The organism is Bradyrhizobium sp., from assembly GCF_049519115.1.
Taxonomy (GTDB): Bacteria; Pseudomonadota; Alphaproteobacteria; order Rhizobiales; family Xanthobacteraceae; genus Bradyrhizobium.
In genome coordinates, this window is sequence record NZ_JBEKRB010000133.1 from 1 (window position 1) to 5,512 (window position 5,512).

At 56.4% G+C, this 5,512-nt stretch carries 5 protein-coding genes; all 5 read left to right on the plus strand.

The features are described 5' to 3' along the window. The coding region (locus ABSE61_RS35695; RefSeq protein ID WP_423875862.1) for an ABC transporter substrate-binding protein at nt 1-678 on the plus strand (678 nt) is incomplete at its 5' end. 145 nt (nt 679-823) lie between these two features. Next, nucleotides 824-1,267: a substrate-binding periplasmic protein gene (locus tag ABSE61_RS35700; RefSeq protein ID WP_423875863.1), complete on the plus strand. Its 444-nt coding sequence runs from the start codon at nt 824-826 to the stop codon at nt 1,265-1,267. A 627-nt stretch (nt 1,268-1,894) separates the two neighbouring features. After that, nucleotides 1,895-3,775 (plus strand): sensor histidine kinase, encoded by a 1,881-nt coding sequence (locus tag ABSE61_RS35705; RefSeq protein WP_423875864.1) that lies wholly within the window; start codon nt 1,895-1,897, stop codon nt 3,773-3,775. Continuing rightward, nucleotides 3,772-4,215, plus strand: coding sequence for a response regulator (locus tag ABSE61_RS35710; protein WP_423875865.1), 444 nt, complete (start codon nt 3,772-3,774; stop codon nt 4,213-4,215). Before ABSE61_RS35705 ends, ABSE61_RS35710 begins: the two co-directional genes overlap by 4 nt. Nucleotides 4,216-4,253: 38 nt before the next feature. Continuing rightward, nucleotides 4,254-5,327, plus strand: coding sequence for an ATP-binding protein (locus ABSE61_RS35715; RefSeq protein ID WP_423875866.1), 1,074 nt, complete (start codon nt 4,254-4,256; stop codon nt 5,325-5,327). Nucleotides 5,328-5,512 lie beyond the last annotated feature (185 nt).

Below are 5,512 nucleotides of genomic sequence, written 5' to 3' on the forward strand. Positions count from 1 at the left end.
CTTGCGGCGAAAGCAGCAACGTCCACCATTCCCATCGTCTTCTTTACGGCTGGCGACCCTGTCGCTTTAGGACTTGTGAAAAGCCTCAATAGCCCGAGTGGTAATGCAACCGGTGTTACGTCTCTCGGTTCGGAACTGCTCACTAAGCGCCTCGCGCTGATGCATGAGTTGTTACCTGACGTCCATGCCATGTGTTTACTTGTGAACCAGGCTAACACTGCGCTGCGGAAGCCGGTGGATGAGGCAATGCGTGTAGCCGCTAGCCTTGGAGTGCAGCTTTCAGTCCTCAGCGCCAGCAGTCAAGACGATCTCTCAAAAGCATTTTCAGAAATTGAGCGGAGGCGCGCCGGTGCGCTGATTATTGCGATTGATCCGTTTTTTACGAGCCGCCGTGAGTTATTGGGCACAATGGCTCTCAATCACGGCGTCCCTGCGGTCTACCAATACTCCGACTTCGCTGAGGCGGGCGGCATCATGAGCTATGGAGGTACGGTATCAGAGCCCTATACGATCGTTGGCAACTATGCGGGCCGGGTTCTTAATGGTGAAAACCCAGCCTCCCTGCCGGTACAGCAGGCGACCGCCATCGAATTAGTCGTCAATCTGAAAGTTGCGAACAGACTTGGGGTCACTGTTCCTATCGCGCTACTCGGGCGCGCAGATAAAGTCATTGAGTGACCGCGATGACTTCCGTTCCTGGCCGAAGCGGATATCGAGCCGGCGCCTTGCCCGCCTGCCGTTTATCGATAAAGGACCTATACCAAGGCATAGTTCCCGTTCCGACACGGTAGCGCGAACATGCGCCCCACGAAGGATGCCAGAGATGGCAAGACTGATTGGGATCCGGTGCTTTTTGCGCATAGCACCGGTCGTTGTCTGGGCACTCAGCGGCCGAGCGTCGCCAGCGGAGCCATTGCGACTCGTCACGGTTCCTTTTCCGCCTTTCATGGACTTGAGCGATGACAAAGCGTCGGGATTCAACGTTGAAGTCGTCAAGCAGGTCTTCGCTGCCATCGGCCGGGAAGCCTCCTTCGAAGAATTCCCGTTGGCTCGCGGCTTGGCAATAATTGAAAGCGGCGAGCGCGACGGAATATTCGGCGTGGTAAGCACCAGCGAGCGAACGCAGTTCTGCCGCTTTCTAGACGAGCCGCTGAGTCGGGAGCGGTGGGTCTTCTTTGTCCGTACAGCCGACGCCGCGAAGCTTAAGTTTTCCTCATTCGACGACCTCGTCGGACACCAATTTGCGCATCAATCGTGCCCCACCTGAAATTTTTTTGGTCGAGTTATGGGCAAGGATTGTCTTTTTGTTAAACACACGCCGCACGACGAAACGCCTAACCCAATGGCCGGCATACCAATGCGTTGAGCAACGCCGGTCGAACTGCCTACCGCGTTTGGACTGGTTGTGAACCTAAAGACCGCAAAAACCCTCAAGCAATCCCGCCAACCTTGCTGATACGCGCCGACCAAGTGATCGAATAAAGGCGCCACTCCCATAGCACTTAGCCGACATGCCGCGATGTCCGACTCGAGTCTGCTTTCAGGGATAAACCGGACCTTTACGATTGCGACCGCCACCGTGAACGGACTTCGCGGATCGCATCGGGCTGACCGGCCTGAGTATAAGTACGCAAACAATGCTTAGCTGTGAATTAGCTTAATTGGCCGCCTAGTGAATACGGAGTGGGTATCAGTCGACCGGGGAACGCCTCGATTTACAAATGGTCGGCGATTCGCAGGAGAGTCGCGACGGACTGAGCAGTCATGTGAGCAAACTAAATATCGATAGCATCTCTGCAAGTTCCGAATGTGTACGGCAACTCAAGCCGTTGATGCCAAACGAAAGGTGTTTTGCGCGATGTGGGCATTCCTAGAACACCTGCTGAGTTCATCAATGTATTCGCCGCACGGCATCTGTCTGTTGTGGGAACCTGAATTGATCTGGCTGCACGTCGTGTCCGATGCGATGACCGCAATCGCTTATTTTTCGATTCCGTTCGCACTGGGGACGTTTATATCTAAGAGAAGGGATGTGCAGTTCGGCTTTATCGCCTGGGCATTTGTCGTTTTCATCTTGGCATGCGGCCTGACGCATGTGCTGGCGATCTACACCCTGTGGGTACCTGTTTATGGCATCGAGGGCCTTGTCAAAGCACTGACAGCTGCAGCGTCCCTCGTGACGGCAACAACGCTCTGGTTTTTGTTCCCGAAACTATTGGCCATTCCGAACCCCAATCAAGTTCGGCAAGGGGAGGAGAGGTTCCGACTGGTGGTAGAGTCGGCGCCCAACGCAATGGCGATGGTCGATCGGCATGGCGCGATCGTTTTGGTGAACCGGCAGACCGAAAAGCTGTTTGGCTATGATAGAAGTGAATTGTTGGGAACCCCGGTTGAACGCTTAATGCCCGAGCGCTACAGGCGCCGGCATCCAGACCTCCGGAAGGGAGCCTTCATCGCACCCTCCGCACTGATCTCGGAAGAGAGCGCGATGGGTCCAGGTCGCGAATTGCACGGCCTGCGCAAAGACGGCAGCGAATTTACTGTAGAGATCGGCCTCACTCCAATCCAAACCGACGCTGGAATAATGATGCTGAGCGCGATTGTTGACGTTACAGAGCGAAAGCTGGCGGAACAGCAGAGCGAGGCCAGCGCCCGGCTAGCGCGCGAGCAAGCGGCACTTATCGAGCAAACCTACGACCCGGTGTTGGTCTGGAACTGGAACGGGCCGATAACCTTCTGGAACAAAAGCGCCGAGAACCTTTACGGATTCTCCCGGGCGGAAGCCGTAGGACGAACCAGTCACGACCTGTTGCGAACCCGGCTACCCGACGGCGGCGAGGATTCATTGCTCGCTTTATTGCAGACCACAAGCTCCTGGGAAGGAGAACTAGAGCACTTTAACCGGGACGGAAAGCTTATTGTGGTGGACAGCCGCATGACACTGGTTCGTGACGGAGCCAGGGCCTACGTGATCGAGGTCAACCGCGACGCGTTCGAACGCCGAAAGGCGCAGGATTTATTGCGTGAGGCCAATGTTAACCTCGAATCCCGCGTCAGTCTCCGCACCGCCGAATTGCAGGCGGCGAATGCGGATGTCGAGGATTTCGCCTACGCCGCCTCCCACGATTTGAAAGCGCCGCTTCGTGTCATCGACAACGCCGCTAAATGGCTGGAAGAGGACTTGGAGGAGCACCTCACCGGCGAGAACCGGGAAAACATGACCATGCTTCGTAGCCGCGTCTGGCGCATGGAAAAACTGCTGGACGACCTGCTGGAATACTCTCGGATCGGGCGGATAACCGGCAGCCAAGGTTTCGAAAGCATCGCGGGAAATGAACTGATGGATAACATCCTGGCGTTGATTGCGCCGCCGGCAGGTTTCGCGGTGCAGGTAAGTCCCAAGTTCGCCGAGGCCCACTTTCACCGCATGCCGCTGCAACAAATCTTCATGAATCTCATTGGCAATGCCATCAAGCACCATGACAAGAGTGAAGGAAACATCGAGGTGACGCTGGAAGATTGCGGCGTGCACTACGTGTTCGCGGTCAGGGACGACGGCCCCGGCATTCCCGCCCAGTTTCATTCCCAGATTTTCAAGTTGTTCGAGACACTAAAGCCAAGGGATCAAGTGGAAGGCAGCGGCATGGGTTTGGCTATAGTGCGCAAGAATATCGAGTCCTCCGGAGGAAAGCTTGATCTTGAATCCTCGGCGGGAAACGGAAGCATCTTCCGATTTACCTGGCCGAAAGTACAAATCGTTGACGAGGCAGCATGAGCGTGCACGCAACGCGTGGCAGCGCGCCTCTCAACATACTGCTGGTTGAAGATGATGATGGCGACGCCAAGGCCGTCCGGCGCGCCTTTGCGAAAGCCAATATCGCCAATTCGATCGTGCGGGCGGTGGACGGATTAGAAGCGCTGGACATGATGCGAGGCACCGCTGGAAAAACAAAAGTCCCGTCTCCCTACGTATTGCTGATTGACCTCAACATGCCGCGGATGAACGGTATCCAGCTGGTCCAGGCAATGCGTGCGGACGACAACCTGCACGACACGGTTGTTTTCGTGCTCTCCACCTCCAGCCGCCAGGATGATAAAATCGCCGCCTACAACTGCAATGTCGCCGGCTACATTCTCAAAGCGACAGCGGGACAAGATTTTCTCAACCTGGTCAACCTGCTGGAATGCTACGGACGTATCGTGGAGTTACCTTAATGCGGCAGCCACGAGCTACGGGGTCCAACAATTTGAGAGTGTTGATTACCGACGATGACGAGGGCGACCGCAGGTTGGTCGCGCGCGCCTTGAAGGAGGGGCACCTTTCGTGCGAATGCGTCGAGGCGACGAGCATTGAAGAAGCGATTTTCGCCTGTAGCGAATACGCCTTTGACTGCGCCATCATCGATTATCGGCTGCCGGGGCGCGACGGTCTCGATGGCATTGCATCCTTGCATCAGCGCTTTCCCTACATGTCCATCATCATGGCGACCGGCCAGGGCGATGCCAACGTCGCTACCGAGGCCATGAAGCTGGGAGCATCGGACTACATTGCCAAGGCGCAAATAACCGGGGGGTCGATCCGACGCATCATCGAGAATGCGCTCGAAAAGGCGGCCATGCGACGGAAGCTTGCATTGCAGCAGGAGGAGCTGGAGAATTTCGCTGCCGTGCTCGTGCACGACCTCAAGGCACCAATCACCTCGGTTCGGGCATTTGCAGTCCTCATGGAGCACAGCGTCGGCGCAGAAATCACCGACAAGGACAAATTAATCGGTCAGTGCCGACGCGTTGCCAATGCGGCGCGTCGAATGGACGACTTGATTGATACAGTCCGCGAATACACTAGGGCGGACGGGCAGCTCCTGTCAGGGCCGGTCGAGATGGACCGGGTGATAGAAGACACTTTGTCCAACTTGCATCAGATGCTTCTGCTGCGGGGCGCGCGCGTTACGCACGGACGGTTGCCGTTCGTGCTTGGCAACGCTTCCCAACTCGCGCAGCTTCTGCAGAACCTGGTTGGTAATGGCATCAAATATTGCGAAGCTGCAATTCCGACCGTTCATGTCGAAGCGAATCCGGATGAAAATGGCGCCTGGGTGTTTGCGGTCAAGGACAACGGCATCGGAATCTCAGAGGGCTATTACCAGCAGGTGTTTCAACCATTCAAGCGACTGCACGACAAGAGCAAATACGAGGGAACGGGGCTCGGCCTCGCGACCTGCAAGAAGATCGTCGAGCGTCATGGAGGGCGGATCTGGTGTGCATCCGCTGATAATCAAGGCACGACGTTTTTCTTCGAGCTTCCGGCTTGTCCCGCAATTGCTTGATCAGCGTTGAAATCGCGCCCGCTGGTATTCCCTGCTAACGGGAGTTACTTCGGTTTGTGTTGAGGTTTCGGATGCCGGCCGATCGCAGCGGTGCGGCGTGCACCGAGGCCGGCGTCCGAAAGCCGCCAAAGAAAGAACCCGCGGGAAATTGTGGGCGGTGGCGCCGGGATCGCCGGGCTATGGAG

Bases quoted from the DNA above. Each gene is read 5' to 3' on its own strand.
- ABSE61_RS35700 (WP_423875863.1), top strand. From the start codon at position 824: ATGGCAAGACTGATTGGGATCCGGTGCTTTTTGCGCATAGCACCGGTC.
- ABSE61_RS35705 (WP_423875864.1), top strand. From the start codon at position 1,895: ATGTATTCGCCGCACGGCATCTGTCTGTTGTGGGAACCTGAATTGATC.
- ABSE61_RS35710 (WP_423875865.1), top strand. From the start codon at position 3,772: ATGAGCGTGCACGCAACGCGTGGCAGCGCGCCTCTCAACATACTGCTG.